This is a genomic window from Pseudomonas sp. NFR09, assembly GCF_900111535.1.
GTDB classification, from domain to species: domain Bacteria; phylum Pseudomonadota; class Gammaproteobacteria; order Pseudomonadales; family Pseudomonadaceae; genus Aquipseudomonas; species Aquipseudomonas extremorientalis.
Map to the genome: position 1 here is coordinate 352,694 of NZ_FOIH01000006.1, position 24,008 is coordinate 376,701.

Annotated in this window: 24 protein-coding genes; 11 read left to right on the forward strand and 13 right to left on the reverse strand. The window is 59.5% G+C overall.

Annotated elements, in window-relative coordinates; genetic code table 11:
* Positions 1-48: 48 nt before the first annotated feature.
* From BMX59_RS16120 to BMX59_RS16135, 4 genes are read right to left on the reverse strand one after another with little or no spacing between them, the layout of a single operon-like run.
* Positions 49-549 carry a universal stress protein gene (locus BMX59_RS16120; RefSeq protein WP_071488527.1) on the reverse strand — a complete coding sequence of 167 codons (501 nt, stop codon included), beginning with the start codon at positions 547-549 and terminating at the stop codon, positions 49-51.
* 52 nt (positions 550-601) lie between these two features.
* Positions 602-1,507, reverse strand: a complete 906-nt coding sequence (locus BMX59_RS16125; RefSeq protein ID WP_071488528.1) for a 5'-nucleotidase — start codon at positions 1,505-1,507, stop codon at positions 602-604.
* A gap of 16 nt (positions 1,508-1,523) precedes the next feature.
* Positions 1,524-2,486 carry a putative 2-dehydropantoate 2-reductase gene (locus BMX59_RS16130; protein ID WP_093123315.1) on the reverse strand — a complete coding sequence of 321 codons (963 nt, stop codon included), beginning with the start codon at positions 2,484-2,486 and terminating at the stop codon, positions 1,524-1,526.
* Positions 2,483-2,869 carry a YbbN family protein gene (locus tag BMX59_RS16135; RefSeq protein WP_093123319.1) on the reverse strand — a complete coding sequence of 129 codons (387 nt, stop codon included), beginning with the start codon at positions 2,867-2,869 and terminating at the stop codon, positions 2,483-2,485. The genes BMX59_RS16130 and BMX59_RS16135 overlap by 4 nt, the downstream gene beginning before the upstream one ends.
* Here BMX59_RS16135 and BMX59_RS16140 point away from each other — a divergent pair.
* Both BMX59_RS16140 and BMX59_RS16145 read left to right on the forward strand, forming a co-directional pair.
* The gene (locus BMX59_RS16140; RefSeq protein WP_093123323.1) at positions 2,868-3,302 is read left to right on the forward strand and encodes a pilus assembly protein PilZ; all 435 of its coding nucleotides are present in this window, start codon (positions 2,868-2,870) and stop codon (positions 3,300-3,302) included. The genes BMX59_RS16135 and BMX59_RS16140 overlap by 2 nt on opposite strands.
* A gap of 131 nt (positions 3,303-3,433) precedes the next feature.
* Positions 3,434-4,510 carry a 3-deoxy-7-phosphoheptulonate synthase gene (locus tag BMX59_RS16145; protein WP_093123327.1) on the forward strand — a complete coding sequence of 359 codons (1,077 nt, stop codon included), beginning with the start codon at positions 3,434-3,436 and terminating at the stop codon, positions 4,508-4,510.
* Positions 4,511-4,578: 68 nt separating this feature from the next.
* Here BMX59_RS16145 and BMX59_RS16150 read toward each other — a convergent pair whose 3' ends face one another.
* On the reverse strand, positions 4,579-4,860 hold the full coding sequence (locus BMX59_RS16150; RefSeq protein WP_003189869.1) for a GNAT family N-acetyltransferase: 282 nt from the start codon (positions 4,858-4,860) through the stop codon (positions 4,579-4,581).
* Between the two features lie 609 nt (positions 4,861-5,469).
* Between BMX59_RS16150 and oprI the strand changes: the two genes are divergently transcribed.
* Positions 5,470-5,721 (forward strand): outer membrane lipoprotei OprI, encoded by a 252-nt coding sequence (gene oprI / locus BMX59_RS16155; protein ID WP_003172710.1) that lies wholly within the window; start codon positions 5,470-5,472, stop codon positions 5,719-5,721.
* Between the two features lie 134 nt (positions 5,722-5,855).
* Here oprI and BMX59_RS16160 read toward each other — a convergent pair whose 3' ends face one another.
* From BMX59_RS16160 to BMX59_RS16170, 3 genes are all read right to left on the reverse strand, one after another.
* Positions 5,856-6,824: a L,D-transpeptidase family protein gene (locus BMX59_RS16160; RefSeq protein WP_093123331.1), complete on the reverse strand. Its 969-nt coding sequence runs from the start codon at positions 6,822-6,824 to the stop codon at positions 5,856-5,858.
* Positions 6,825-6,896: 72 nt separating this feature from the next.
* Positions 6,897-7,190: a hypothetical protein gene (locus BMX59_RS16165; protein WP_010211879.1), complete on the reverse strand. Its 294-nt coding sequence runs from the start codon at positions 7,188-7,190 to the stop codon at positions 6,897-6,899.
* Positions 7,191-7,248: 58 nt separating this feature from the next.
* On the reverse strand, positions 7,249-7,854 hold the full coding sequence (locus BMX59_RS16170; protein ID WP_092247678.1) for an arylesterase: 606 nt from the start codon (positions 7,852-7,854) through the stop codon (positions 7,249-7,251).
* A 10-nt stretch (positions 7,855-7,864) separates the two neighbouring features.
* Here BMX59_RS16170 and BMX59_RS16175 point away from each other — a divergent pair, with 10 nt between their 5' ends.
* Together BMX59_RS16175 and BMX59_RS16180 are read left to right on the forward strand one after the other, a co-directional pair.
* Positions 7,865-8,548, forward strand: a complete 684-nt coding sequence (locus BMX59_RS16175) for an ABC transporter ATP-binding protein (protein ID WP_005786391.1) — start codon at positions 7,865-7,867, stop codon at positions 8,546-8,548.
* On the forward strand, positions 8,548-11,058 hold the full coding sequence (locus tag BMX59_RS16180; protein WP_093123338.1) for an ABC transporter permease: 2,511 nt from the start codon (positions 8,548-8,550) through the stop codon (positions 11,056-11,058). Before BMX59_RS16175 ends, BMX59_RS16180 begins: the two co-directional genes overlap by 1 nt.
* 45 nt (positions 11,059-11,103) lie before the next feature.
* On the opposite strand, the gene greB is transcribed toward BMX59_RS16180, so the two are convergent.
* On the reverse strand, positions 11,104-11,577 hold the full coding sequence (gene greB, locus BMX59_RS16185; RefSeq protein ID WP_092248076.1) for a transcription elongation factor GreB: 474 nt from the start codon (positions 11,575-11,577) through the stop codon (positions 11,104-11,106).
* Between the two features lie 113 nt (positions 11,578-11,690).
* Positions 11,691-12,677, reverse strand: a complete 987-nt coding sequence (locus BMX59_RS16190) for a hypothetical protein (RefSeq protein WP_092247672.1) — start codon at positions 12,675-12,677, stop codon at positions 11,691-11,693.
* Between the two features lie 217 nt (positions 12,678-12,894).
* Here BMX59_RS16190 and BMX59_RS16195 point away from each other — a divergent pair, with 217 nt between their 5' ends.
* Genes BMX59_RS16195 through BMX59_RS16205 form a run of 3 tightly spaced genes read left to right on the forward strand, consistent with a single transcriptional unit; the run spans position 12,895 to position 16,286 of the window.
* A complete protein-coding gene (locus BMX59_RS16195) occupies positions 12,895-13,821 on the forward strand; it encodes an ATP-binding cassette domain-containing protein (protein WP_093123345.1) in 927 nt (308 codons plus the stop codon).
* Positions 13,818-14,543, forward strand: coding sequence for an ABC transporter permease (locus tag BMX59_RS16200; RefSeq protein WP_093123348.1), 726 nt, complete (start codon positions 13,818-13,820; stop codon positions 14,541-14,543). The genes BMX59_RS16195 and BMX59_RS16200 overlap by 4 nt, the downstream gene beginning before the upstream one ends.
* Positions 14,544-14,558: 15 nt before the next feature.
* Positions 14,559-16,286: a Gldg family protein gene (locus BMX59_RS16205; protein WP_093123351.1), complete on the forward strand. Its 1,728-nt coding sequence runs from the start codon at positions 14,559-14,561 to the stop codon at positions 16,284-16,286.
* Positions 16,287-16,290: 4 nt separating this feature from the next.
* Here BMX59_RS16205 and BMX59_RS16210 read toward each other — a convergent pair whose 3' ends face one another.
* The 3 genes from BMX59_RS16210 to BMX59_RS16220 all read right to left on the reverse strand — a co-directional run bounded on the left by BMX59_RS16210 (position 16,291) and on the right by BMX59_RS16220 (position 18,808).
* Positions 16,291-16,599, reverse strand: a complete 309-nt coding sequence (locus BMX59_RS16210) for a hypothetical protein (protein WP_092247660.1) — start codon at positions 16,597-16,599, stop codon at positions 16,291-16,293.
* Between the two features lie 250 nt (positions 16,600-16,849).
* Positions 16,850-17,284, reverse strand: coding sequence for a DoxX family protein (locus BMX59_RS16215; RefSeq protein ID WP_071488540.1), 435 nt, complete (start codon positions 17,282-17,284; stop codon positions 16,850-16,852).
* 102 nt (positions 17,285-17,386) lie between these two features.
* On the reverse strand, positions 17,387-18,808 hold the full coding sequence (locus tag BMX59_RS16220; RefSeq protein WP_058427986.1) for an MltF family protein: 1,422 nt from the start codon (positions 18,806-18,808) through the stop codon (positions 17,387-17,389).
* A 236-nt stretch (positions 18,809-19,044) separates the two neighbouring features.
* On the opposite strand from BMX59_RS16220, the gene BMX59_RS16225 reads away from it, so the two are divergent.
* The 3 genes from BMX59_RS16225 to BMX59_RS16235 form a co-directional block, all read left to right on the forward strand.
* A complete protein-coding gene (locus tag BMX59_RS16225; RefSeq protein WP_093123355.1) occupies positions 19,045-19,851 on the forward strand; it encodes a TatD family hydrolase in 807 nt (268 codons plus the stop codon).
* Between the two features lie 96 nt (positions 19,852-19,947).
* Positions 19,948-21,429: a methyl-accepting chemotaxis protein gene (locus BMX59_RS16230; protein ID WP_058427988.1), complete on the forward strand. Its 1,482-nt coding sequence runs from the start codon at positions 19,948-19,950 to the stop codon at positions 21,427-21,429.
* A 198-nt stretch (positions 21,430-21,627) separates the two neighbouring features.
* Positions 21,628-24,008: RHS repeat domain-containing protein (locus BMX59_RS16235; RefSeq protein WP_256572970.1), on the forward strand; the 2,381-nt coding region annotated here is incomplete at its 3' end.

Here is a 24,008-nt window from a genome sequence, read left to right on the forward strand (position 1 = left end):
ATTAAAGGTTTGATGGATAAATCTAGAACTTTTTATCGTTTTCATCCATCACACGTCATCACTGCGTCGACGTTGCAACGAAGGCACCAGGTAGACCGGCACCGTAGACAGCTGCAGCACCCGTGCAGCGGTGCGACCCAACGGGGTGGCCGCCGCGGTTGCATGGCTATGACTTCCTACGATCAACAGATCCACGGAAAGTTTGCGCAGTTGGTCGAGAATCACCTCGCAGGGGTCCCCCTGGATCACCCGTACCGAGCGAATCAACTTCAGGTCTTGCTCCCCGTCCTCCAATTCCTCGCGAAAACTGTCCAGCACCCGCTGTTCGATCGTCGCCATGACCGTGGTCAGCCCCTGGCTTTGCCATTCACTCAGGGCCTTCTCATCAAGGTAGCTCTGCAACACCGATTCGGCGAACAGGCCGATGGGCTCGACCACATGAATCACATACAGGTCCGCCTTGAACGTTCGGGCCAGCGCCAGCGCATGTTGCATCACATAAGGCGCGTACAGACCGAGGTCCGTGGCGTACAGCATCGAACGGATCATAGAACCTCCTGGACTGCCAGGATGGCGGAGATGAAATCAGCTTAGCAGCGCCCTAGATCTTCACCTCATTACTGATTCCATGGGGCACGTGCCCGGTGGCGACAAATTCCATGGCTTTCTCGCAATGCCCGGCCTGGTCATCGAAAAACACGTCGGCGGCAAACGCTTCCAGGAATGCGGATTTCTCCAGGCCGCCAAGGAACAACGACTCGTCCAGGCGGATATCCCATTCACGCAAGGTGCGAATCACCCGCTCGTGTGACGGCGCCGAACGGGCAGTGACCAAGGCGGTGCGGATCGGGCAGGCCTCATCGGGAAACTCACGCTGCAACAGGTTGAGCGCCGCCAGAAATCCCTTGAAAGGACCGCCGTGCAACGGTTGGCGCGCCGCCTCCCGCTCATTGGCCTGGAACGCGGCCAGGCCACCGGCCTGGTACACACGCTCGGACTCATCGGAAAACAGCACCGCGTCGCCGTCGAAGGCAATGCGCAGTTCTTCGCTGGAAGCGCGGTTCGGGCCGCCTGACAGAATCGTCGCCGCCGCGAACCCCGCATCGAGGGCACTGCGTACATCCTCGGCATGGGTCGAAAGAAACAGATGGCAGCCAAACGCCGCCAGATAAGGATAAGGACTACGCCCGCCTACGAAAGCGGCGCGGGAAATATCCAGGCCGTAATGCTGGATCGAATTGAACACGCGCAAGCCGGTGTCAGCGCTGTTACGCGACACCAGCACCACCTCAACCCGCGCACGGCCCAGGCTGGCGTTCAGGCTCAGCAGTTTCTTGACCAGCGGAAATGCATCGCCGGGTTCGAGGATTTCTTCTTCGTGCTCGATCTGGTACTTGCGGTACGCCTCGACGCCTTGGGCGAGGTAGATCTTGTGGCTGTCACTCAGGTCGAACAGTGCCCGCGACGAAATCGCCAGCACCAGTTTGTCGCCCAATCCCTTTGCCATGGTATGCCCCCCCTGCTCAGCGGTTACGCCGATCAATAAAACTCAAGGCCTGATACAGCGCCTGCATCCGTGGCAGCTCACAGCCGGCAGCCCTGGCCGCAGCAAGTGGGCGGGCGTAGATCGCCGCCAGTTCCAGCGGGCGTTTGTGCACGTGGTCGTGGTACATGCTCGGCAGGTAATCGTCCATGGTTTCAGTCAGGGTAAACATCTGTTCGGCGTAGCTTTTGGGAATCTCATGACCACAGGCGTGGGCGCCCTGCACCACTTCGGCCATCAGCGCCTGGATCAGTTCGCGGCTGGATTCGTCCGCCATCATCGCCGTGGTCCCCGCGCCCAATAACACGGACAGGCCGTTATAGGGCACGTTCCACACCAGCTTGTGCCAGCGCGCCAGATGCACATTGGCCATGGCCTGGGACTCGATACCCGCCTGGTGAAACAACGCGGCGCCCGCTTCGACAATCGCTTTCTGGAGGGCGTCATCGTTGGCCGCCGTACCACTGTGATACCCCAGGTTGACCCGCCCCAGCGCCTGGTGCTCGATAACGCCCGGACCCGAACGGTGCACGCCGATATAACACAGGCCACCCAGCAAGTGCAGCGATGCTGGCAAGTGTTCACGCAGGCAATCTTCCACATCGAGGCCGTTTTGCAGCAACACCACCTTGGCATCCGGCGCCGCCGCCTGGGCGAGGGTCGGGGCCAATTCGACGTTACCGGTCGACTTGGTGCCCACCAGCAGCCAGTCGCACGGCGGCATATCGGCAGCGCGGGCATAAGCCTGCACGGGATGCAGATGCAATACGCCGTGCACGGTGCTGTTCAAGTGCAGGCCGTGCTCGCTGACCGCCGCGTATTCACTGCGCAACAGAAAGTGCACATCGAAACCGGCACGCGCCAGCATCAGTCCGTAGAAACCACCAATGGCACCGGTGCCGATAATGCCGATGCGGGGTGACTGGAGGTTAACTGCTGTCATGGCAAATCCTCAGGTGAACGGGTGAGTGCCTGTTTTACGGCATCGAAAACGTCATCACGCGTAAGACGTGTCTGTATTTGCCCGAGGAATTGACCCTCGCACACCACGAACAGCGCCGGCAAATGAAAGATCTGGTAGCGCTCGACCGCACCACCGTTGTGCCCGGCGTCCACCCAGCACAACCGGTCCACCGGTAACGGCCAGCCCGGCATTTGCTGGCGTGCCCAGCGGCAACTGGAACACCCTGCGCTGGTAAAGATCACCAGAGAAATACCTGGCAATCCCAGCAATTGCTGGTCAATATCCAGGTCGGTCAATTCCAGTTCCTTCACTATACTGCTGCCACCGCCGTCAATTGGACGGTGCTCGGAGTCCGTGTACATGGGTCGTTTTTTACCTCACCCTGATGATGTCGCTGTCGAGTTAATCCAACGTCCCTCTCCCGCTATCCCCCGCCAACGCCTGCACACGATCGGCCTGGGCGGCATCGCCTGCCATTGGCCACGCGCCTGGCGCGAAGGCACGGCGGTTGATCTGCATATCCCGTCCCTGGGTGCCAGCGCGCGTTATCCAGGCTATGTGGCGTGGTGTCGCAAGGTGGAAAACGGCTACCGCGTCGCTGTCTTGTTCACCGATGAACATGCGTTGTTCGGTGCACGCATGGGTGAGCAAGCATGCCGGATAGAACGCTACTGCCGCCAGCACGAAGACGCCGAGCCGACACCCCAGCAACTCGAAGCCCTGGCCCGCGAGTGGGTATCGCGCCATGCCAGCGAGTTCTCCCATGAGGCATTTGTGGCGCCGGCACTGGATTAAAGCGGGCTTTGCCCATTGTCGCGGGCCGGTGTTACGCGCTAAGGTTCCTCCCCCCTGCATTCAAATCATGCTGTGCTCCGCCGCACGGGGATGGCTGGCGGCCGGCACCCGTGACCCTGACGAGTAACACGATGGCTGATTTACCGATCAATGACCTAAACGTTGAATCCAACGAGACCCTGATCACGCCCGATCAGCTCAAGCGCGAAATCCCTTTGAGCGGCGCTGCCCTGCAGACCGTCACCAAAGGCCGCGAAGTCATCCGTGACATTCTCGATGGCACCGACCACCGCCTGTTCGTCGTCATCGGGCCTTGCTCGATCCACGATCTCAAGGCTGCCCACGAGTACGCCGAGCGCCTCAAGGTGCTGGCGGCGGAAGTGTCCGACACCCTGTACCTGGTGATGCGCGTCTATTTCGAAAAACCGCGCACCACGGTCGGCTGGAAAGGCTTGATCAACGACCCGTACCTGGACGACTCGTTCAAGATCCAGGACGGCCTGCACATTGGTCGCAAGTTACTGCTGGACTTGGCCGAGATGGGCCTGCCCACCGCCACCGAAGCCCTGGACCCGATCTCCCCGCAGTACCTGCAGGACCTGATCAGCTGGTCGGCCATCGGCGCACGCACCACTGAATCCCAGACGCACCGCGAAATGGCGTCTGGCCTGTCCTCGGCCGTGGGCTTCAAGAACGGCACCGACGGCGGCCTGACTGTGGCGATCAACGCGTTGCAATCGGTTTCCAGCCCGCACCGTTTCCTGGGTATCAACCAGGAAGGTGGCGTGTCCATCGTCACCACCAAGGGCAACGCCTACGGTCACGTAGTACTGCGCGGCGGCAACGGCAAGCCCAACTATGATTCGGTCAGTGTTGCCCTGTGCGAGCAAGCGCTGAACAAGGCCAAGATCAAGCCGAACATCATGGTCGACTGCAGCCACGCCAACTCCAACAAGGACCCGGCCCTGCAGCCGTTGGTGATGGAAAACGTCGCCAACCAGATCCTGGAAGGCAACCAGTCGATCATCGGCCTGATGGTCGAGAGCCACCTGAACTGGGGTTGCCAGGCGATTCCAAAAGACCTGGCCGACTTGCAGTACGGTGTGTCGATCACCGATGCCTGCATCGACTGGGCCGCCACCGAAAACACCCTGCGCAGCATGCACGCCAAGCTCAAGGACGTGCTGCCTAAGCGCAAGCGCACCTGAGTCTGTATCGAGCGCACACAAAAACGCCGGGCTGAGCCCGGCGTTTTTTTCATGCTGCTGTTTATGCCTTACAACTTCGCGGCATGACGCTGGTGGCGCTCCATGTAGCGTTCGACATAGGAGCAGGACGGGATCACCGTGTAGCCCGCCTCCTCGGCAAACTTCAAGGCTTCCTCGGTCAGTGCCGCCGCAATACCACGGCCCCGCAGTGCGTTGGGCACGAAGGTCCGATAGATATCCAGGGTCTGTTTGCCGAGGTCCATATAGGTCAGATAGGCACGATGACCGTCCACATTGGTCTCGAACTGATGACCAGCCTGGTCATGGTGGATGGACAACGCCTCGCTCATCACTACTCCTCGCGGGTCTTGGTTTCTGACCCCTACCTTACCGATGTTTTTCCGGCGAAGGAACATCTACGCCACCCCGTGCCGGTTTCGACAACGAGAAAACCTTGAGCGCTCACACCTGCACGTAGGGAATAGTAGGCACCAATCCTGCAATTGCTCAAGGCGCACTCGTCATCCCCTGCCACGGGTGGATATAGAAAGGGCTTCGATCTACCGATGATCGAAAGCCTGAACATTGCCGGCAGTTGAACCTTGAGACGAACAGGCGCTCTTAAAGTCACCTCTACATGCGCAAAAGATACCGGGCAACGCGAAGCCATGCTGAACGTAAGTGTCAGCGTGGATATATAAAATTTCATCTGTTTACAGGGCTTAACACATGCGGGCCGGCCCTTTCAGCCTGGATCCGATTTGCGCCAGGTTAAAAAATTGGACAGTTTTTATACAAACCTCAAAAAGATTAGCCAAAATAGATTCGGCACGAGAATTTTTTTTGCTTCTTGCGCTACGTCAGTTTACTTACTACAAGTAATGGGTAGTATGTACGCCGGCTATTGGCTCACTCTGAGATACTAGCCATCTAATAGAAAGTCCTTGAAGGGGAACACGATGAACAACGTTCTGAAATTCTCTGCTCTGGCTCTGGCCGCAGTTCTGGCTACCGGTTGCAGCAGCGTCTCCAAAGAAACCGAAGCTCGTCTGACTGCGACTGAAGACGCAGCAGCTCGCTCCCAGGCCCGTGCAGACGAAGCCTACCGTAAAGCTGATGAAGCGCTGGCTGCTGCTCAAAAGGCACAACAGACTGCTGACGAAGCTAACGAGCGCGCTCTGCGCATGCTTGAAAAAGCTAGCCGCAAGTAATAATCCCTCGGGGTTGTTATCAAGCCGATCCATTTATGGGTCGGCTTTTTTATTGCCTGGGATTTGTGCCTGGATCACGGGCAATAAAAAGCCCGCCGTGGCGCAAGGCCTTGGCGGGCGTTTGATGTCGTGCCTTATTGCTGCAGATCGATCGGCGCGCTGGCGGCGACCGCCGCTGCGCCGGGCACACCGATTTCCGTCGGCAAACCATCTTCCGCTGCGACCACGTCACGTACCTGATCCCAATTGACCCGCAAATTGTTGGCCAGGTCTTCACGCTTGAGCAAGGCGTTGATCACCGCAGTGTGCTTGTCGACCACCGACGGCGTACCGTCATCATTCAACGGCGTATGCGCTTCAAGGTACACCTTGCCGCCACTGCTGCCGAACTTGTAGGCATCGTTGATGATGCGCACCGATGTCCCCACCGGCACCATGCCGGCCATCTCCAGCACATTGTTGTTGAACATGCGGAAGCAGCCGTGGCTTGTACGCGTGCCGATACCAAATTTCATGTTGGAACCGTGGATCAGGTAACCCGGTGTGCCCAGGGTGAACTTGAACGGCCCCAGCGGGTTGTCCGGGCCGGCCGGCACCACGTTGGGCAGCGGGTCGCCGTTGGCGGCGTGCTCGGCCCTGATCGAGGCGGGCGGGGTCCAGGTCGGGTTTGGCGTCTTGGCGATGATGCTGGTATGGGCAATGGGTGAACCCCAGCCTTCACGACCAATTCCCAACGGGAACGTGTAGACCACGTTCTGACCCTTGGGGTAGTAATAGAGCCGGTATTCCGCCAGGTTGATCACGATGCCCTCGCGCGGCCCCGGCGGCAGGATGAAACGCGTCGGCAATACGATCTCGGTACCCGCACCCGGCAACCAGGCATCCACGCCTGGGTTGGCCGCGACCATCTCCGAATAGCCCAGGTCATAGGTGGTGCCCAGGTCGGCAAAGGTGTCTTCGTACTTGGCCTTGATCACCTGGACCTGGCCGACGATGTCTTCACCCGGTGGGGGCAAGGGCAACTGCAAAGCTGACGCAGAACCGGCCGCACATAGCGCAGCGAGAGACAGGCAGCAGGTGACGACGGAAAGGCGCGACAACATCCGGTAAATCCTTCGCAGACGACGGGTAGTTAAACATCGATTGTATACGTGAAGCGCGCTTCTAGCTGCCCCCTATAACTCGAAACGCAGCTCCGGCCAGATCGGCGGCGTGCCGCGCTTCTGGGACTCCAGGATGGCACGGCACAGCGGGCACAGGCGCTGGTCCTGGAAAATCGAACGATCGACTCGCGACCAACGCGGTTGCGCCGGCAACAGGGTGCCGCACAGCGTGCGATCGATGGAGCCCCCCAGTTCCAGTTGACGTGCCACCAGATGCACCCGCACTTCCTGGCAGGCGAACAGATCCAGCTGCTCGTCCGGCTCGATCAGTTGGTAGTTAAACAGGGACCAGGCAGGACGCGACATCAGGGGCTCCAAATCGGGGGGGCGCCACCTTAGCCGAAAGCCTGCCGGTAGAAAAGCGTCATAGCAGCGGTTTTAACGTCGGCCAGACATTTTCCAGCAACTTGCCCTGGGCGCCGACCGCCGGGTGAAGTTGATCGGCCTGCATCAGCTCCGGGTGACCGCCCACACCATCGAGGAAAAACGGCACCAGCGGGACATTCTTTTGCTTGGCCAGCTCGCCATAGACTTCGGCAAACGCGGTGGTGTATCGCGGGCCATAATTGGGGGGCAATTGCATCCCCAACAACAACACCTTGGCGCCACCTGCCCTGGACTGGTCAATCATCGATGCAAGATTTTGTTGCAATTGCGCAGGCGGTTGCCCGCGCAGGCCATCATTGCCCCCCAACTCAATAACCACCACATCCGGCTTGTGCTCTGCAAGCGCCGCCGGCAGCCGCGCCAGGCCTCCGGCGCTGGTGTCGCCACTGATGGAGGCATTGACCACTTTATCGTCGAAACCTTCCTGCTTGAGCCGTTGCTGCAGCAGGGCTACCCACCCTTTGCTGGTATCCAGGCCGAAACCGGCACTGATACTATCGCCAACGATCAGGACTGTACCCGCCGCTGCGTTCTGGGCCATGCACATCAAGGCCAGGCCAGCACTCAAAAACCACATTCGCATCGGATTCTCCATGGGCGCAAGCATTCTCACCGCGCGGAACCTTAGCAAAGTGGTTCCCAGCGCGGAAGGTGAACTGACTATCCTGCACGAACTGAGCCTGGAACTGAACAAGGGCGATAGCCTGGCTATCGTCGGCAGCTCCGGCTCCGGCAAATCCACCCTCCTCGGCCTGCTGGCCGGCCTCGACCTGCCCAGCAGCGGCGAAGTCACCCTCGCCGGGCAAGCCCTCAGTACCCTCGACGAAGACCAGCGCGCGCGCATCCGTGCCGAGCATGTGGGCTTCGTATTCCAATCCTTCCAATTGCTCGACAGCCTCAACGCCCTGGAAAACGTCATGCTGCCGCTGGAACTGGACGGCCGCAAAGACGCTCGCGAACGGGCCAGGCACCTGCTCGAGCGCGTAGGCCTGGGCCAACGCCTGACCCATTCGCCACGCCAACTCTCCGGTGGCGAACAGCAACGGGTGGCGATTGCCCGCGCCTTTGCCGCCGAACCGGACGTGCTGTTTGCCGATGAACCCACCGGTAACCTCGACAGCCACACCGGCGAGCGCATCAGCGACCTGCTGTTCGAACTCAATAAGGAGAGCGGCACGACCCTGGTGCTGGTCACCCACGATGAGCGCCTGGCCCACCGTTGCCGACGCCTGATCCGTCTTGAAGCCGGCCTGATGGTCGCGCCCCTGGAGCCTTGATGGCACGTTTGCCGCTGTTGCGCCTGTTCAGCCTGGCAATGCGCCAATTACTGCGCGATGCCCGCGCCGGTGAATTGCGCGTATTGTTCTTCGCCTTGTTGGTGGCCGTGGCCGCCAGCACCGCCATCGGTTACTTCGGCGCGCGCCTCAACGGTGCGATGTTGTTGCGCGCCACCGAATTCCTCGGCGCCGACCTGGTGCTTGAAGGCAGCTCGCCAGCCCGCCCCGAGCAGATCCGGTCCGGCACCGAACTGGGCCTGGACCACGCCCGCGTCGTGGAGTTTTCCAGCGTCATTGCCACCGATAACGGCATCCAGCTCTCCAGCATCAAGGCGGTCAACGAGCAGTACCCGCTGCGCGGTGAACTGAAAAGCGCAGCCGCGCCTTTTGGCGATCAAACCCCTGGGGGCGGCCCGAAGCCCGGTGAAGCCTGGGTGGAGGCGCGGCTGCTGACGGCGCTGGACCTCAAGGTCGGCGACAGCATCGATGTGGGCATGAAGACCTTGCGCCTGGCCCGCGTGCTCACCTATGAACCGGACCGCGCCGGCAACTTCTACAGCCTCACGCCCAGGGTGATGATCAACCTGGCGGACCTGGACGCCACCGGTGTGGTGCAACCCGGCAGCCGCGTCAGCTACCGCGAACTGTGGCGCGGGCCACAGGGCAGCTCAGTGCTGCAAACCTATCGCGATCTGGTCAAGCCGGGGCTCGCCGCCAACCAGCGCCTGCAGGATTCACGGGACGGCAACCAGCAGATCGGCGGCGCCCTGGGCAAGGCAGAACGCTACCTGAACATGGCCAGCCTGGTCGCCGTATTGCTGGCGGGTGTGGCGGTGGCGCTGTCGGCCAATCGCTTTGCCACGCGACGTTTCGACGCCAGTGCATTGCTGCGCTGCCTGGGCTTGTCACGACGTGAAGCCATGTTGCTGTTCAGCCTGCAACTGAGCGTCCTGGGGTTTTTCGCCAGCCTGGTCGGCGCCCTGCTTGGCTGGCTGGCGCAGTTTGGCCTGTTCTACTTTCTCCACGACCTGTTACCCGCGGACGTTCCACCCGGCGGGCTGCTACCGGCGGTTGCCGGGATCGGCACCGGGTTGGTCGCCCTCGCCGGCTTCGCCCTGCCCCCGCTGGCCGCATTGGGTCGAGTGCCACCGCTGCGGGTATTGCGCCGTGACCTGCTGCCGATCCCTTCCAGCACCTGGATGGTCTATGGCGCAGCGTTGTTCGCCTTGGGCCTGATCATGTGGCGCCTGAGCCTCGACCTGGTGCTGACCTTCGCCCTGCTCGGTGGCGGGGTGGTTGCGGCACTGGTACTCGGTGGCTTGCTCCTGCTCTTGCTGCAAAGCCTGCGGCGACTGCTGGCCCGCGCCTCCCTGCCGTGGCGCCTGGGTCTGGGCCAACTCCTGCGTCACCCACTGGCAGCGGCCGGTCAATCCCTGGCATTCGGCTTGATCCTGCTGTCCATGGGCTTGATCGCCCTGTTGCGTGGCGAACTGCTCGACACCTGGCAAAACCAGCTGCCCAAGGACGCACCGAACTATTTCGCCTTGAACATCCTGCCGGCCGACAAGGATGCCTTTGGCGCCCGCCTGCTGGAACTGCAGGCGCAATCCGCACCGCTGTACCCGGTGGTGCCGGGGCGCCTGATCAGTATCAATGGCGAACCGGTACAGGAAATCGTCAGCAAGGACTCCAGCGGCGACCGTGCGGTGCAACGCGACCTGAGCCTGACCTGGGCCGCCGACCTGCCACCAGGCAACGCCCTGACGGCGGGCTCGTGGTGGTCGGCGCAACCTGCCGATGAAATCCCGGGTGTCTCCGTCGAAGCCAAGGTAGCGGAAAGCCTCAAACTCAAGCTCGCCGACCACCTGGTCTTCACCGTGGGCGGAGAGAATCGAGAAGCGCGGGTCACCAGCCTGCGCACCATCAACTGGGATAACTTCCAGCCCAACTTCTTCATGATCTTCCAACCGGGTACCTTGAAGGACCTGCCGGCCACCTACCTGACCAGCTTCTATCTGGCGCCCGGGTATGACCAGCAGATCGTCGACCTGTCCCGAGCGTTCCCGGCGGTAACCATCCTGCAAGTCGAGGCGTTGCTGGAGCAATTGCGCAGCATCCTCGCCCAAGTGACCCTGGCGGTGGAGTACGTGTTGCTGTTTGTACTGGCGGCAGGGATGGCGGTGTTGTTCTCAGGCCTGCAAGCCACCCTGGATGAACGCATTCGCCAAGGCGCGCTGCTGCGTGCGTTAGGCGCCGAACGCAAGCTGCTGGTCAAGGCCAGGCGCATCGAGTTCGGTTTGCTGGGTGCCGTCAGTGGGTTGCTGGCGGCGCTGGGCACGGAGCTGGTGACATTCGTGCTGTACCGCTACGCATTTGACCTGGCCTGGCACCCTCACCCGTGGCTGTTGCTGCTACCGGTGATCGGTGCCGTGCTGATCGGCGGTGCCGGTGTGTTTGGCACCCGCCGCGCGCTGAATGCCAGCCCGTTGACGGTGTTGCGCGAAGGTTGAAATGCGATGGGCCCGGATTCCTTACAGAATACGGGCCCATTTTGCTCACTTCACATATTCGATCCCGGTGATCCACCAGCACACCTCACCGCTTGGGGTCTGCACGATAGCCTCGTCATCCACCTCCTTGCGCAACAGCGCACGGGCCATGGGCGAATCGATGGAGATGTAGTCCATCCGGTCATAAATCTCGTCATAACCGACAATACGAAAACGCTTGGTTTCACCCTGCTCGTTTTCAATATCCACCCAGGCGCCGAAAAACACCTTGCCCTCCTGCTCAGGCATGTACTCCACCACGCGCATGTCTTCCAGGCGTTTGCGCAGGTAGCGCACACGACGATCAATCTCACGCAACAGTTTCTTGTTGTACTGGTAGTCGGCGTTTTCGCTGCGATCCCCCAGCGAAGCCGCCCACGTCACTTTGCGCGTGGTGTCCGGGCGCTTTTCGCGCCACAGGTAATCCAGCTCCTTTTTCAGCGCTTCATGGCCTTCTTTGGTAATCAGCTTGGTACTCAAACGCTTGCATCCCCAGGCAATGTCCATAGGTGCCGATACGCCTGGGTTTCATGCCCTGGGTTCGGCTGGCTGGCGTTGATGATAAATGAACCGGTGAAAGTAGCCAGGCCGGTCTAGCTGTCCAGCGTGCGATCCAGCTCCAGCAACATGCCCCGCAGGCTTTGCCGCAAGCCCGACACCTGTGACGTCATCACCTTCAAGGCTTCGGTCCTCTGGCTGACGGCAAGCGACTGATCATGCAGTTGAGTGGTGCGCTGTTCCAGCTCTCGAACCTTCTCATCCAGTTGGTTTTGTTCCTGTTGCAGCCGCGCCTGCCACTGCTCAAGTGCAGTCTCCCGCTCGATTGCAGCGAGTTTTTGCTGGGTCAACTCTTGAGCGACACGGGCAAGGTTGGTCAGCGTGCTATCGACTTCGAACAATGTACTGTTGTCGCCTGAAGACATGAACTTCGTTGGCACCGGCGCATCAGGCTCACGTGGAATGGCAGGTGCGGCCTGCGCCATGTCCACTGGCGTGCTCAAGGGTGCCTGCCGGGGCTCCTCAACCGGTTGTTCATGCAGCGGAGGGCGGACCGACTCGGGTGGGCTCGCGCTCTTGGGAGGAGAGATCATTTGTGACGAAAACCGAATGGACGGCACAATCACTGAAGCACTTTCGATCGCTGGCAACGTCGGCGCAGACATGCCCAGGGTGATCACTTTCATCACCAGCGCTTTCTTGATGATCACCGAATGATGATCCTCAGGCCTGGCCGGTGGCAACTTGCAACCTTTCAAATCGACAAAATGATAAGGCACTTGGGTTTCGGTAACACTACCGGGTTTAACGCCCGAAGCGGCTAATGTCAGTATTTGCTTGAAAACATGCAATGCCACCTGCAGGTCTTCCTTGGATTCAACGCTTCCCAGGAAATAACGATCAAGTTTCTTACGCAAGGCCGCGATATAGACCCTGGAACTTCCAGGCTCTATCTCTTCATCCAGGCTATACACAAGGAAGTTTGAGGCCGTCTGACCGACAGCAAACCCACAGAGCAGTGCACCGTTAACCGGAGCATCTTGACCATTGCGTTCAAGAACAAGGGTACGTAGCAGCATCATGCAATCAGGCCTCAATATTCGGAAAGAAAGCTTATATAAACAAAAAATAAACAATCAAAAATTAGACACTCCAAAACACGACACATTGTTTCAGTGGTCCGCCCGCCCTGCACGTAGGACTTGTCTTATTAATGCTGACCGACGTTCCCAAAACCGCGAGCAACCCGTACCCTTTTTTCAACCTCCCTACGTCATACCAAACTTATTCGGTAAAACAATGATCGAAATAAGCAATCTGACAAAACACATGGGTAACAATACTGTTGTCAGCGACTTTTCATTCAGTGCCGGTCAACAGGAATGCCTTGGGTTGTTCGGACAGGATCACACGGCCAAAACAGTCCTGCTCGATGTCATTGCCGGTTCGACACAGCCGTCCAGCGGTCATATAAATATTCAGGGCTTCAACACACAAACCCACCCGCTCGAAGCCAGGCAACTGGTCGGCTATCAACTGTCCAACGACCTCGGCCATCCAACGATGTCGGTCAAGGCGTTCCTGGATTTCATTGCTGCCATTCGTGGCTTTCGCGGTACCGAAAAACGTGACCGCCTGGAACAGTCCGTCGCACGACTGGAGTTGTTTCCGGTGCTCGATGCCCCCCTCGACCTCCTTTCTATCGCCTGGAAACGCAAAGTCGCGATTGCCCAGGCCATCCTGCATGGCCCTGCCCTGTTACTGCTGGACGAACCCACCGAAGGACTCGCGCAGGATCAGAAGCACGCATTCAAGGCACTTATCCAATCATTGACGCAAGAAATGACGGTCATCATTGCCTCGCGTCACTGCGAAGAGTTGTCCGAACTGTGTACACGCGCCCTGGTAATTGCCAACGGTCGCCTGGTGGCCGATACGCCACTGCCCGATCTACAGCGCGACTCGCGTCACTTCCAGGCAGTCACCCTTACCGCCGAGACGCCACTGGACCTGTTGGCACTGGCTGTCCTTCCAGGTGTGGCAGGCATCGAAGAGCATCGAAACGCGCCCGGCACAGTGACGGTTCTCGCCATGCCCGGACACACCATCTATCCCCATATCAACACGCTGATTGCCAGCCGGCGCTGGAAAATCACCTCACTGAACCTGGAGCCAGGTCGCCTGAATGATGTGGTCCACCACCTGACCAAAGAGGCGTCCCATTGAGACTATTGCCCATCATTCTGAGGCGTCAACTCACCAGCTATGCGCGCTACCCCAGCACTTACCTCAACATTGCCATTTTCCTCATACTGTCAGTGACATTAGGGTTGTACGTAAGTCCGTGGCGGGAACAAAACGGCAGTGACTTACAGGTATTTTTCCGGTTCCACCCTTCGCTTTACTTATTGCTGATTCCCGCCCTGACCACTCAACTTTGGTCCGATGAAACCAACGCAGGTTTTTTCAGCCTGATGAAAACCCTGCCCATCACGACGTTGGAATGGGTTGTCGGAAAATTCCTGGCCGCCTGGCTGGTGGCCAGCACCGCCCTGTTTCTGATGTTCCCCCTGGTGATCATTGCGAATTATCTGGGCAACGCCGACAACGGTGTCATTGCCTCGCAATTTCTGGCGAGTTGGTTGCTGGCAGGCAGTTACTTATCCGCAGGCTGTTTTATTTGCGCACTGGTCCATCACCGCACTGTTATTTTCGTATTGACACTGGGCTTGTTACTGACAACCAGTGGCCTTTCTTATGTACTGGACTCACTTGAACACCACACCCCTATATGGCTGATCGACAGCCTGACATCCCTCAGCCCTACCTGGCGATTCAGCAGTATCGATGATGGAAAACTCACACTGCGCAACATACTCTATTTTATTAGCATGATCCTCGCCTTTCTCACCGCGACGACAGTCACACTCAACTACAAACACAGATGAGAAGGGAACCCCTTAATGCGGTCCATTCTGCGCACCGGTATGACGCTTTGCGTCACCTTTTTGCTTTTCCTGGCTTTCAACCTGGTGTGGATAGGTAAACTTCCTGATATACGCTGGGATCTTTCTCAACAAAAAATCCACACTTTATCGCCCCCCGTATACCCACTGCTCGCAACGCTCGAAAGCCCGGTGGACATGTATTACTTCAATTCAAATAACGACCCGAAACGAAGCTACGCCGTGAAACGCTATGGCAAACGTATTGAGGACCTGCTCAAGGAGTACGAAAAGAAGGCTCGGGGCATGATCAACCTGCACGTGATTGAACCCGCTCCCTATTCGGAAGACGCCTATAAGGCACGGCTGTCAGGGCTCGACGAGAACACAGGGTTTCTCGGTCTCATCAGCACGAGCCCCGGTCATGGCGTGCGCCGTATCGGTTCTTTCAGCCTCGAGCGCGAGCCCTTGCTCGAATATGAAATAAGCCACCTGCTCTACAAGTTGCAGCACCCGGAGCGACCGGTTGTTGGGCTGCTGTCGGGGCTGCCCATGGACGAATCCGCAGGTCGGCTCCTGCAGGCGGTGCGGCGAGAATTCGAACTGGTCGCTCTGGAGCCGAATGCCGCTCTAATCCCCGAACACATCAAAACGCTGATGGTTGTACAGCCACGGATACTGCCGGAACGGACCTTGTATGGGATTGAGCAATTTGTCTTGAGGGGCGGTAGATTGATGATGTTCATCGACCCGTTGAGCGAACAACGCTCAACCCCATTCCCAGCCAATAGCCGACTGGACGAGGTGCTTGCCGCCTGGGGTATCCGGATGCCGACGGACAAGCTGGTGGTCGACTCTCTCTACACGCCCTGGGAGACGCCAGATATGCCCAATCGAGTCAGGCTGAACTTGCCACGACAGGCAATGAACCTGAACGACATCAGCACCTGGAACCTCAACAGGGTGACAGTATCGAGCAGTGGGGCGCTGGTGCAGTTGAACAAAAGCCGCACAACCTTCACCCCGATCCTGCAAAGTTCCGAGCAATCCGTGCTGTTGGAGGCCAACCAATCCCCCCGCGCAACAAAGTCCGATTCCGTGATTGAAGAGGCTTCGAGCCGAGAACAGCGCCATGTCATTGCTGCACGCATCGAAGGGCCGAGCTACTCAGTCTTTTCCGATGGTATCAAGGGCCTGCCGCCCGGGTTGCAAACAGCCGCGCAGATTCATGTTGTGGTCATCGCTGACACCGACATGCTTACCGATAAGGTCAGCGACGCGGCGCCCGATGGCAACGCGCTGTTTGTTCTGAATACACTGGATAACCTGTCCGCCCCCGACATGCTCGTCGCGATTCGCCCAAGGGCAACGCAGGACATGCCGACGGTGCTGGAGGGTATGCGCGAGGTCGCAAGACAGGCCTATCGTTCGAAAGCCAGCGAACTGGAGCGACGCTTGCAACGAACAGAGCAGGAATGGCAACGGCTGAGCCCATGGACAACCACCCTCGGCACCCAGGCAGTGGAGACCAATACCCAGCTGCAAGCACTCAACAAGGAACGACTGCGCCTACCCATGGAGCTGAATACCCTGCAGCGCGAAGCCTACGCCCAAGTGCGTCGTCTGGAGTTGGCGATAACGCTGGTGGCGATCTTTGCCATGCCGCTGACGTTATGCCTGATCGCCTGGATGGTCTTTCTTGGAGAGCGCCGACGCCGGTTGCAAGCCGGCGGCATGATTCACTGAATGTTCAGCGACGGGCTATCAGTCCCTGTCGTGCAATACGGGTCAACTGGCGGATGACTTCGGTGGCATTGTCGGCGCTTGGGGCCTGGATAACCGCAAGGTCAAAGCTGTTGCTGGCAAAACGCGCAAGTGAGTCGCCATCTTCGACAAACTGGATCAGGAACGCCGAAGGTCGGCCAGTGCGACGCGGCCAACCATCCAGGTAACGCAATAGCGTGGGCTGGTGCTTGCCGCCAAGAAGAATTTTCGGGTTGCGTTGAGTGAGGTCCGCAGTGATCGGGGCCAGGCGTATCAGGGGGCGTAATGCATTCATCGTGTCGTGTCTCTGCCTCAAAAGTCTGCGGGCAGGTGAGAGGCAACACCGAACCAGCGCTTTAGCGGAATTTCGAAGCATGGAACACGCTTCTGTCGGGACCGATGACGATCACCCATGGCGCCCCGCAATTAGCTGTTTAAATCGGCGCATGAGCGGCATCCTAGAGAAGCCGGTGGGGCGGTGTCAAGAATCCCGAGCAACGAAAAGGCCCGCACAGGGCGGGCCGATTCAAGGTGTTGCAGCCCAATCAGTGGGCGATGGCGCGGTCTGCGGACAGTTTGCCAGCACCCTCCAGCAGTACCGCCAGTGAGCCGCCGAGCAGGGCCAGGGCGAACTCATAACCGTTGTTGGCCATGAACAGGCCGTTATGGATGTGCACCGAGAAGATCGCCACCAGCGACAGGAAAGTCAGGCCCAATGCCGCAGGGCGAACCAGCAGACCGATGATCAACGCCAGGCCGGCAAAGAACTCGGTACCGCCCGACAGCAGCGCCATCAGCGTACCCGGCGCCAGGCCGATGCTTTCCATCCACTGGGCAGTGCCCGCCAGACCGTAGCCGCCAAACCAGCCAAAAAGCTTTTGCGAACCGTGGGCGGCGAAGATGATGCCTACCACAATGCGCAGGATAGTCAGGCCGTAACCGGCGCGAGTGGAGAGAATACGGTTGATCAGTGGGCTCATGGTGCAGATCCTTTTCAAAGTAGGGTTGGTTGGCCGCTATATTAATCAGTTAAAACAATGATAAAAGCCGAAAAAATGCCTGATTAATATCGATAAAATCGATTACTTCCGTGAAGCGATTTTCGGCGCTGGCGGTTCCAGGGACTCCCGCTCCCGATCGAACGCCAAGAAATACTTGTTGACGCTATTAACATAGCTGACGCCGCCCATCCCTACCTGCTCCATGGCAATGCGTTCAACCTGGAAAAACCACTGGTTGGGGTTGAGCCCCCGCCGCTTGGCTTCAGTACGCATGCCCTGCACCCGCTCCGGCCCCATGTTGTAAGCCGCCAGCACAAAGGCCATGCGCTCGCGCTCGTTGAGCTTGGGGCTGGCGAAGAACTTGCGACGGATCATTGCCAGGTACCGCGCGCCGGCCTGCACGTTGCTGTCGAGACTTTCGATGTTGTTGACCCCCACGCGTTGCGCCGCCGATGGCGTGATCTGCATCAAGCCGGTAGGGCCGCCGCTGTTGCGCGCGCCAGGGTCAAGCGCCGATTCCTTGAAGGCCAGTGCGGCGAGGTTCAACCAGTCCATGCCCTGCTCGCGGGCGTGTTTCTGCAAGACCGGGCGCAGTTTTTCCAGGCGCTGTCGGTCGACGCGGGCCAATGGGTTGCGCACTTGGTAAAGGCGACGGTAGATACGCTGGAATGCCACATCCTGATCGGACGGGGTTCGATAGGTCTTGAGGAATCGATCAATGCTGGCCCGCAGCATCGAGGCATCCTGGCGCACGAACCAGTATTCGTCGCCCGGCTCGCTGATCGCCACCTGCTTATCGAAACGCAACTTGGGCAGAATCTTCGACCAGCGCTCGGCAATCGGCTTTTCGACAATAGTCAGGTGGAAAATACCGGCCTGGACCATCTCCAGCACATCTTCCACGGCCAGGGTCGGGTCCACCCACTCCACTTTCACCGGCGGCTGCTTGTGCAGCGCGAGTTTTTGATTGACCTGGTTGATGGCATCCGCCGCAGCGCTACCGGTGGTCAACGCCAGGGTGCGGCCGGACAATTGTTCCAACTTGGTAAACCGCCGCTCGCCCTTAACCCCCACCAGCCACAACGGCACATCGCTGGCAATCGGGTCGCTGGTGCTGATCTTGTGCGCCGCTTTTACATCGAGCAGTTCACCGGGCGCCACCAAATCACCTTCGCCACGGGCCAGTGCGCCAAGCAACTGATCCTTGGCCTTGGGAATGATCTTGAGGTTGATCTCCTGGCCATCACGGGCATGGCCATTGAGGTACTGCTCGAAGGCGCGCAGGCGATGGTATTCAACACCGATGGCCTGGCCTTGCACCTCACCGGAGCTGTTACGGCTCTGGTTGACCAATACGCGCAACGTGCGGCTTGAACGAATCTCCGCCAAATCACGTACCTTGCCGGGCTTGGTCACTTCCAGCGGCCCGTCCAGACGCGCAACCGCCGCCATGGGCAGCAGCATCGTCAGGCACAACATAAGCAACGCCGAGGGTCGGATCATCCGCTCTCCGGAAAGAATACTGGCCAACGCCCTCGCGAAAAACGAGGCGGTGGGGGTCAGAAACAGAGCGCTTTATGCGCTGGCAAGGTACGCAACGGCGGCATGATGAAAGGCGGCGAGCCAACCACAATGTCGCTTGCGACGTTCAAAGACAGCTATAACTCGTTGTAGTTCTTCGTTTTTCTTATAAATCTACAGCTCTGATATGCTTTCCGGCCGCAGGCGGAGATAGCACCATGCAACTCATTGATATCGGCGTCAACCTGACCAACCCCAGTTTCGACGAGAAGCACCAGGCCGTGCTCGAGCGTGCCTATGCTGCCGGCGTGCAACAATTAGTACTCACCGGCACCAGCATCGAGGGCAGCGAACAGGCCCTGGCGCTGTGCGAAAAACTCGATGAAAGCAGCCAACGCCTGTTCAGCACGGCGGGTATCCACCCCCACTCCGCCAGTGACTGGAACGGCGATAGCGCATCACGTTTGCGCGGGTTGCTGAAAGAAAACCGCGTACGCGCAGTCGGAGAATGCGGGCTGGATTTCAACCGGGATTTTTCACCGCGTCCGCAGCAGGAAAAAGTCCTCGAAGAACACCTGGTGCTGGCCATCGAGCTGAAACTGCCGGTATTCCTCCACGAACGTGATGCCAACGAGCGCCTGTTGGATATCCTCAAGGACTACCGCGACCACCTCACCGCCGCCGTGGTGCACTGCTTCACGGGCGAACAACAGGCGCTGTTCAGCTACCTCGACCTCGACTTGCACATCGGCATCACCGGCTGGATTTGTGACGAACGCCGTGGGACACACCTGCACCCCCTGGTCAGGGAAATTCCCCGTGGCCGCCTGATGCTGGAAAGCGACGCGCCCTACCTGCTACCGCGCACCTTGCGTCCGAAGCCGAAAAACGGTCGCAACGAGCCCGCGTATCTACCCGAAGTGCTGCGCGAAGTCGCCCTGCACCGCAACGAGAGCGTGGAAGACCTGGCACGCCACAGCACGGCCTGCGCCCGTCGCTTTTTTGGGCTGCCTGCCGTGGATTGATGCGGCGCATTGACCCATGTCAAAACCGTTTTCCTGGATAGCGGCACAATAATGGCACCTTGCCAATGCTGTTTCCGCTATCAGAGAAAACCTTCCATGGGTGCCTGGCTTAGCAATATCTCGCTGAAGTACAAATTCTGGGCCGTCAATGCGGTCGCCTTCATTACCACCCTGCTGCTGGTGCTCTATGCCGTGCAGCTTGAGCAACAGTCCCGCAGCGATGCATCCCGGGCTTCGGCACAGGCGCAGGCACACTTGTTCAATGCGTGGCCGACTGGCGAAGCTTTGCCCAAGGGCGAGCACTGGCTGACGTTCAAGCGCGGCCAGGTCCCACAACTGGCGGAGCAGGATCTGTCAGCCCTTGGCAGCAACCTGGGCTGGGTCGAACTCAATCACATGCCGTGGTTCGGCGAAAACCCGCTGATGGGTGCCGAAGTCATCGCCCGCCCTGACGGTCAATACGTCGCCGTGCTTGCCTACGCGCCAAGCCTGAGCCAGGTGTTCGAAGAACGCTTCGCCAACTATGCAGTGGCGGTCTTGATCCTGATGCTGGCGATGCTCGGCGCCTCGCAACTGCTGATCCGCTTCCTGCTCAGCCAACTCAACACCCTGAAAGACGTGATGCTGCACGTAGAGAAAACCGGCGACCTGTCGGCCCGCGTGCCGTTGGCCTGCAAGGATGAAGTTGGCCAGATGGCCAGCGCCTTCAACGCCATGCAAGCGGGCTACCAGCGCGTCGTCAACACCGTGGCACGCACGGCCCAGCAACTCGACGATGGCGCCGCACGGTTGGCCAGCAGCATGAACGACGTGCAGCACGGCATGCTCGGCCAGCAAAGCGAAACCGACCAGGCCGCCACTGCCATCAACGAAATGACCGCCACCGTCTACCACATCGCCCAGCACGCCGGCGCCACCCGCGACCTGTCCCAGACCGCCGACACCCTGGCGGGCAGCGGCCAGGAAGTGGTCACCCGCGTACAACGCTCGATTGCCGGCCTCTCCACGGGCGTGCAGCAGACCGCCGAGATGATCCAGAAGCTCGCCGAGGACAGTCAGAAAATCAATGGCGTGGTCAGCGTGATCCATAGCATCGCCGAGCAAACCAACCTGCTCGCCCTCAACGCCGCCATCGAAGCCGCCCGCGCCGGGGAAATGGGCCGGGGTTTTGCCGTGGTTGCCGACGAAGTGCGCAACCTGGCCAAACGCGTACAAAGCTCCACCGACGAAATCACCCGCATGGTCTCGGCGCTGCAGGCCGGCACCCGCGACGCGGTGGACTTCATGCAGGAAAGCTCGTTCAAGGCTGACGACTGCGTGCAGCAAGCCCAGGAAGCCGGCGCGGCCCTCGCCGAAATCACCAGTGCCGTGGCGCAGATGCGTGAAAGCAACACCCAGATCGCCGTCGCTGCCGAGCAGCAAAGCCACGTCGCCGAAGAGATGAACCGTGCGGTGGTGAGCATTCGGGATGTGACCGAGAACACCGTGCAGCAAACCGTGGATTCGGCGACGACCAGTAATGAACTGGCAACCTTGGCCGGGGAACTGAGCAAGGCGATTGGGCAGTTGAAACTGTAGGACTGCTCAACCCGTAATCCTCTGCCTACAACAAAGCCTCGGTTTGCCCGAGGTTTTGGCGAAACGTCCTAACCCTACCGACGAATAACGCCGACTTCTTTTCCCTGGCAACCTCTCCAAAGTCTCTCGCCTGATCAATCAGCGCGAGGGACCGCCGATGCACTTCTCCAGCCGTGCCCCACTCAATGGGGCAGCCTCATGACTCCAGTTATTGCCCGGTTCATCCTGGCGCCCATGGATGCCAAGGCGCCGGACGTTGAAGGCGTCCTGCGTGACTTGCGTGAATGCCTCAACACGTTTGACGAGTGGGCCGAAAGCTTCTGGAGCGGCTCGGCGCTGGAAGTCGAGCAGGTGTTCAAGGTCGGCGACGAGGTTTCCCTCGTCGCTCCGGCGTCCTCCAAGAAACCGAATCGCACGGTTGCCACCTGCAAGGCCCAGGGTTCGTTGACCCTGGTGCATATGTTCGAGAGCACGCAATTCGTGCCTATCGGCAATACGCCGGTGATGCTGCAGGCCATTGCTGCGGACGGCAGCCCGATGGGCCCGCCGATCCATCACACCATCGACCCCAGCGGCATTCTTGAAGTCAGCGACTGCACCCGCGATCAGCGCTACCAGATCACCTTTTATCCCGACGTTTCCAAGGATCACATCAAGGCGCTGTATGCGTCTTATCAGTCGGTGATCGCGGGGCTGGAAATGGGCCTGCGTGATGAGTGGGCGAAGACTTTCAAGCCACAATGGAGCGACTTTGCCAACGCCATATCCTTGGAACGCAGTGCGATGCAAGGCATGGCGTTTTCCAGCGGCATGGCCAAGGCGCTCTACAACCTATGGGACAACTTCACACAACTGTACGACCTGCTGGCGGACCTCAAGAGCAATAGCCAGAAACTGCTGCAGTACGTCACCCAGGCCGAACTGGATGAACTGTTGAAACTGGGCAGGGACACCATTGCCCAGGGCCTGCTCGTGCTCAGCGATGAGCCGCTGATGTTTATCTATCTGTCGGCCCTGGTTGCCTGGGTACGCATGCTGCCGCCGCCGCAGATGTACGAGCTGCTGGGCGAGATGACCGGCGAGGTGCTGATCAATCTGTTTCTGATCTGGGCCACGCGAGGCATGGGGGTTCAGCTTCGTTTGGGTATGCAGGTGCTGGGGCACATCAAGTCCGAACGCGTGCGTAGATGGCTGCAAATGCTGGCGGACCAGTTGGTCGGGCCTCGGTTGGAGGCGCATGTCGAGGCGGCCAGGCCGTTGCTGCTGGGTAGCTCCGCGACGCCGATCCGGGTGATTCCGAATGCGCCGTTGAAGGCTGGGGATCAGGTGGTCTCCAACGCGGTGCCGGTGGTGCGCAGCAAGTCCCAGCGAACGGCGTTGGTGCGGCAGGAGACCGTGGATGACGTGCCGGTTTCTGCTCGCAACCCGAATGGGGATGCTGCCGCCTCTTCGGACAAGACCGCCACCAACGGCTGCCCGGTGTCGATGGTCACCGGCGAGGAACTCCTAACCCTCACCGATGGGACGCTGGACGGGATCTTGCCGTTTGAGTGGACGCGGTTGTATCGCACCAGTGCCGTAGAAGTGGATGTCGGGCTGGGGTTTGGCTGGAGTCACGCGCTGGCGCATCGGCTGAGTGTTTCCGGGGATTCGGTGCTTTGGACCGATCATGAAAACCGCTCCACCACCCTGCCCTTGCCGACGACCTCTCGACCCGCAATCACCAACAGCCTGGCCGAAGCCGCAATCTATTTGGGTGCTGTGCCTGATGAACTGGTGCTGGCCCAGGCGTCACGTTTCTACCACTTCCGCGACGGTGTGCTGACAGCGATCAGCGACGCGTATGACAACCGACTGCGCATTTCCCGGGATTTTCTGGGGCGCATTGAGCGGGTGGATAACGGCGTCGGGCGCTCGCTGTTCTTGCGTTATGCGTCGGGCCGCATCGTGGCGGTGGATTACCAGATTCATCGCGTCGTGGATGAGGGGCCGTTTGTGTGGGTGACGGAACAAACGGTTGTTTCCTACGCCTATGACGACCTGGGACGACTCATTTCAGCGACCAACGCGGTCGGTGAAAGCGAGGTTTATCGCTACGACGAACAGCACGTCATTCTTGAGCGCGGTTTGGCCGGTGGGGCGAGTTTCTTCTGGGAGTGGGAACGGACTGGCAAGGCGGCGCGGTGCATCCGGCATTGGGCCAGTTTCTCGCAGATGGACACGCGTTATGCCTGGGATGACAACGGCCAGGTCACGGTGTTTAACGCCGATGGCAGCCAGGAAGTCTACGTGCATGACCAGCGGGCGCGGCTGGTGCAGCGAGTCGATCCGGATGGCGCCGAGCATTTCAACTCCTACGATGACAGAGGCCGGCTGACGGTTGAGCAGGACCCGCTCGGGGCGATCACGGCGTATCAGTACGACGAAGCCGGGCGCTTGGTGGCGGTGTTTCCGGGGGACGATGAGCCGACGACCTACGAGCATGACAACGGGTTCGTACGGGTTGTAAGGCGGGGTCAGGCGGTTTGGAAGTATGAGCGCAATGATCAGGGCGATGTAACGCGCAAGACCGATCCTGA

Excerpts from the sequence above, each read along its gene's own strand:
- BMX59_RS16120 (WP_071488527.1), bottom strand. The coding sequence starts at position 549 with ATGATCCGTTCGATGCTGTACGCCACGGACCTCGGTCTGTACGCGCCT.
- BMX59_RS16125 (WP_071488528.1), bottom strand. The coding sequence starts at position 1,507 with ATGGCAAAGGGATTGGGCGACAAACTGGTGCTGGCGATTTCGTCGCGG.
- BMX59_RS16130 (WP_093123315.1), bottom strand. The coding sequence starts at position 2,486 with ATGACAGCAGTTAACCTCCAGTCACCCCGCATCGGCATTATCGGCACC.
- BMX59_RS16140 (WP_093123323.1), top strand. The coding sequence starts at position 2,868 with ATGGGTCGTTTTTTACCTCACCCTGATGATGTCGCTGTCGAGTTAATC.
- BMX59_RS16135 (WP_093123319.1), bottom strand. The coding sequence starts at position 2,869 with ATGTACACGGACTCCGAGCACCGTCCAATTGACGGCGGTGGCAGCAGT.
- BMX59_RS16145 (WP_093123327.1), top strand. The coding sequence starts at position 3,434 with ATGGCTGATTTACCGATCAATGACCTAAACGTTGAATCCAACGAGACC.
- BMX59_RS16150 (WP_003189869.1), bottom strand. The coding sequence starts at position 4,860 with ATGAGCGAGGCGTTGTCCATCCACCATGACCAGGCTGGTCATCAGTTC.
- oprI (WP_003172710.1), top strand. The coding sequence starts at position 5,470 with ATGAACAACGTTCTGAAATTCTCTGCTCTGGCTCTGGCCGCAGTTCTG.
- BMX59_RS16160 (WP_093123331.1), bottom strand. The coding sequence starts at position 6,824 with ATGTTGTCGCGCCTTTCCGTCGTCACCTGCTGCCTGTCTCTCGCTGCG.
- BMX59_RS16165 (WP_010211879.1), bottom strand. The coding sequence starts at position 7,190 with ATGTCGCGTCCTGCCTGGTCCCTGTTTAACTACCAACTGATCGAGCCG.
- BMX59_RS16170 (WP_092247678.1), bottom strand. The coding sequence starts at position 7,854 with ATGCGAATGTGGTTTTTGAGTGCTGGCCTGGCCTTGATGTGCATGGCC.
- BMX59_RS16175 (WP_005786391.1), top strand. The coding sequence starts at position 7,865 with ATGGGCGCAAGCATTCTCACCGCGCGGAACCTTAGCAAAGTGGTTCCC.
- BMX59_RS16180 (WP_093123338.1), top strand. The coding sequence starts at position 8,548 with ATGGCACGTTTGCCGCTGTTGCGCCTGTTCAGCCTGGCAATGCGCCAA.
- BMX59_RS16190 (WP_092247672.1), bottom strand. The coding sequence starts at position 12,677 with ATGATGCTGCTACGTACCCTTGTTCTTGAACGCAATGGTCAAGATGCT.
- BMX59_RS16195 (WP_093123345.1), top strand. The coding sequence starts at position 12,895 with ATGATCGAAATAAGCAATCTGACAAAACACATGGGTAACAATACTGTT.
- BMX59_RS16205 (WP_093123351.1), top strand. The coding sequence starts at position 14,559 with ATGCGGTCCATTCTGCGCACCGGTATGACGCTTTGCGTCACCTTTTTG.
- BMX59_RS16210 (WP_092247660.1), bottom strand. The coding sequence starts at position 16,599 with ATGAATGCATTACGCCCCCTGATACGCCTGGCCCCGATCACTGCGGAC.
- BMX59_RS16215 (WP_071488540.1), bottom strand. The coding sequence starts at position 17,284 with ATGAGCCCACTGATCAACCGTATTCTCTCCACTCGCGCCGGTTACGGC.
- BMX59_RS16220 (WP_058427986.1), bottom strand. The coding sequence starts at position 18,808 with ATGATCCGACCCTCGGCGTTGCTTATGTTGTGCCTGACGATGCTGCTG.
- BMX59_RS16225 (WP_093123355.1), top strand. The coding sequence starts at position 19,045 with ATGCAACTCATTGATATCGGCGTCAACCTGACCAACCCCAGTTTCGAC.
- BMX59_RS16230 (WP_058427988.1), top strand. The coding sequence starts at position 19,948 with ATGGGTGCCTGGCTTAGCAATATCTCGCTGAAGTACAAATTCTGGGCC.